The organism is Methylobacterium sp. B1, from assembly GCF_000333255.1.
Taxonomy (GTDB): domain Bacteria; phylum Pseudomonadota; class Alphaproteobacteria; order Rhizobiales; family Beijerinckiaceae; genus Methylobacterium; species Methylobacterium fujisawaense.
This window is the reverse complement of record NZ_BACT01001039.1, coordinates 1-2393: the sequence shown is the minus strand read 5'-3', so window position 1 is coordinate 2393 and position 2393 is coordinate 1. Positions and strand designations below refer to the sequence as shown.

At 67.6% G+C, this 2393-nt stretch carries 4 protein-coding genes; 2 read left to right on the top strand and 2 right to left on the bottom strand.

Features of this window, described 5'->3' with window-relative positions; translation table 11 throughout:
- Together I53_RS29000 and I53_RS28995 are read right to left on the bottom strand one after the other, a co-directional pair.
- A partial coding sequence (locus tag I53_RS29000; protein WP_043357601.1) for a M20/M25/M40 family metallo-hydrolase occupies window positions 1–417 on the bottom strand: 417 nt, incomplete at its 3' end.
- Window positions 414–641 (bottom strand): hypothetical protein, encoded by a 228-nt coding sequence (locus I53_RS28995; RefSeq protein WP_083936189.1) that lies wholly within the window; start codon window positions 639–641, stop codon window positions 414–416. The genes I53_RS28995 and I53_RS29000, both read right to left, overlap by 4 nt.
- 204 nt (window positions 642–845) lie before the next feature.
- Here I53_RS28995 and I53_RS28990 point away from each other — a divergent pair, with 204 nt between their 5' ends.
- Both I53_RS28990 and I53_RS28985 read left to right on the top strand, forming a co-directional pair.
- Window positions 846–1652 (top strand): amino acid ABC transporter ATP-binding protein, encoded by an 807-nt coding sequence (locus I53_RS28990; protein WP_043357597.1) that lies wholly within the window; start codon window positions 846–848, stop codon window positions 1650–1652.
- Window positions 1653–1686: 34 nt separating this feature from the next.
- Window positions 1687–2370, top strand: a complete 684-nt coding sequence (locus tag I53_RS28985) for an amino acid ABC transporter permease (RefSeq protein WP_043357595.1) — start codon at window positions 1687–1689, stop codon at window positions 2368–2370.
- Window positions 2371–2393 lie beyond the last annotated feature (23 nt).

The following is a 2393-nucleotide window of genomic DNA, read 5'->3' as shown; positions in this document are numbered from 1 at the left end:
GCTGCCGACATAGGAGGCCGGGACCCAGACGCTTTCTTCGGCCCTGAACACCGCCACCGTCACGGGACGCGCCGGCACGAGGCCCGCCCGGCGCAGGGCCTCCACGGCCGCGAGGCCGCCGATCACGCCCGCCGCCCCGTCGAAATTGCCCCCGTGGGGCACCGTGTCGACGTGCGAGCCGACCATCCAGGGCGCCAGGGTCGGGTCGCGTCCCGCCATCGTCAGGAACAGGTTGCCGGCCGCGTCGGTCTCGGCGGTGAGCCCCAGCGCCAGCCCGGTGGCCCGCATCAGGGCGTGGGCGCGCTCCTCGCCAGCGCCGTAGGCTGCCCGCGTCACGCCGGGTGCGTCCTGGCTGAAGCCGAGGAGCTCGGCGAAGAGCGCCGCGCAGAAATCCGGGTCGATCGCGAGGCCGGTCATGCCGGCTGACCGGTGCGCACGTCGTCCAGCCGCCGTTCCCCGACGTCGGGTTCGGCGCGGATCGCGGGAGCTCGGCCGTTGCCGCCCCGGGATTCCGCGGCCGGAGCCCGCCGCGGCGCCGGACCGACCCGGTCGATCGGCTGAACAATGAGGCACGCGCCCGGCGCGCTCGCGCAGGGAATACCGGGATCCATGGGCTCAATGACCATGTTGGAGGCAGCCATGCTCAAAAATACCGCTTGAATGCCGGCGGTATACCGGCTCTGCTAAGGCATGGTATCGGATTTGGCAACGTAAAACCGCGCCAAAATCGAAATAAAATCCCCACATTGAGAGATTTGATGAGCGAAAATGTAGTATCATAGCGCGATTAACGCGCAGATATAATCAATCATTCGGCGCATGATCGCATAACATCAGGTTTGACGATGGCTCAGATCGAGACGACCGCGCCCCCGCTCCTGAAGATCAGGAAGCTGCACAAGAGTTACGGCGCCAACGAGGTCCTGAAGGGCATCTCCCTCGACATCCACGAGGGTGAGGTCGTGTCGATCATCGGCGCGAGCGGCTCGGGCAAGAGCACGTTCCTGCGCTGCCTGAATCTCATGGAGACGCCGACATCCGGCTTCATGGATTTCGAGCGCTTTGCCTTCGACTACGAGCAGGGCGCCCGCCGCCAGCCGACGCCGCAGCAGCTCTGCGAATTGCGCACTCGGATCGGCATGGTCTTTCAGAGCTACAATCTCTGGCCGCACATGACCGTGCTGGAGAACGTCATCGAGGCGCCGATCCGGGTGCGGCGGATGCCGCGCCGTCAGGCCGTCGCGGAGGCGGAGGCGCTGCTCCAGCGCATCGGCCTCTACGAGAAGCGGCACGCCTACCCGTCGAAGCTCTCCGGCGGGCAGCAGCAGCGCGTGGCGATCGTGCGCGCCCTGGCGATGGCGCCCAAGGTGATGCTGTTCGACGAGGTCACCTCGGCCCTCGATCCGGAGCTGGTGGGCGAGGTGCTGGCGCTGATCAGCTCCCTCGCGGCGGACGGAATGACGATGCTGCTCGTCACCCACGAGATGGCCTTCGCCCGGGATGTCGGCACCCGCACCCTGTTCTTCGACGGCGGCGTGATCGCCGAGGACGGTCCGCCCGACGACATCATCGGCGCGCCCCGGAGCGAGCGGCTGCGCCAGTTCCTCCGGCGCGTGCTGCACCAGCCCGCCGCGCTCGGACAGACAGCGTGAGCCGCTGGCCCATCACCGGGGAGATCGGACAGCGATGAGCGGCGCGGCGTTGCAGGAATGGTGGCTCACCCTCTCGGACGAGGTCGTCACCTACGGCCCCGGCTTCCTCTCGGCGACCCTGGTGGTGCTCGGCGTCACGGTGGCGAGCATCCTGGTGAGCTGGGTCTGCGGCCTGCTCGGTGCGCTGGGCAAGCGCTCGTCCTTCGCGCCCTTCCGAGCGCTCGCGAGCTTCTACGTCTGGTTCATTCGCGGCACGCCGACCCTGATCCAGGTCTTCATCGTGTATTTCGGCATGCCGCAGATAGGGGTGAAGCTCTCGCCGATCACGGCCGGCATCATCGCGCTGGGGGTCAGCAGCGGCGCCTACGTGGCCGAGACGATCCGGGCCGGGCTCGCGGCGATCCCCCGGGGTCAGGTCGAGTCGGCGCTCGCCCTGGGCATGAACCCGCGGATCATGATGGTGCGGATCGTCCTGCCGCAGGTGTTCCGCATGATCCTGCCGTCGCTGACCAACGAGGCGATCTCGGCGGTCAAGAACACCTCGCTCCTGTCGACGATCACGGTCGTGGAGCTGACGCTCTACGCACAGCTCATGATTGCCACGACCTTCCGGCCATTCGACTTCTACATCGCGGCGGCGCTGATCTACCTCGGCCTTACGTCGATCCTGTCGCAGCTCTCGGCCTATTTCGAGCGGCGCTACGCCCGCCTCTCCTGAGCCCCCCCGCCGCGGGACGGGGC

Bases quoted from the DNA above. Each gene is read 5' to 3' on its own strand.
- I53_RS28985 (WP_043357595.1), top strand. From the start codon at position 1,687: ATGAGCGGCGCGGCGTTGCAGGAATGGTGGCTCACCCTCTCGGACGAG.
- I53_RS28990 (WP_043357597.1), top strand. From the start codon at position 846: ATGGCTCAGATCGAGACGACCGCGCCCCCGCTCCTGAAGATCAGGAAG.
- I53_RS28995 (WP_083936189.1), bottom strand. From the start codon at position 641: ATGGCTGCCTCCAACATGGTCATTGAGCCCATGGATCCCGGTATTCCC.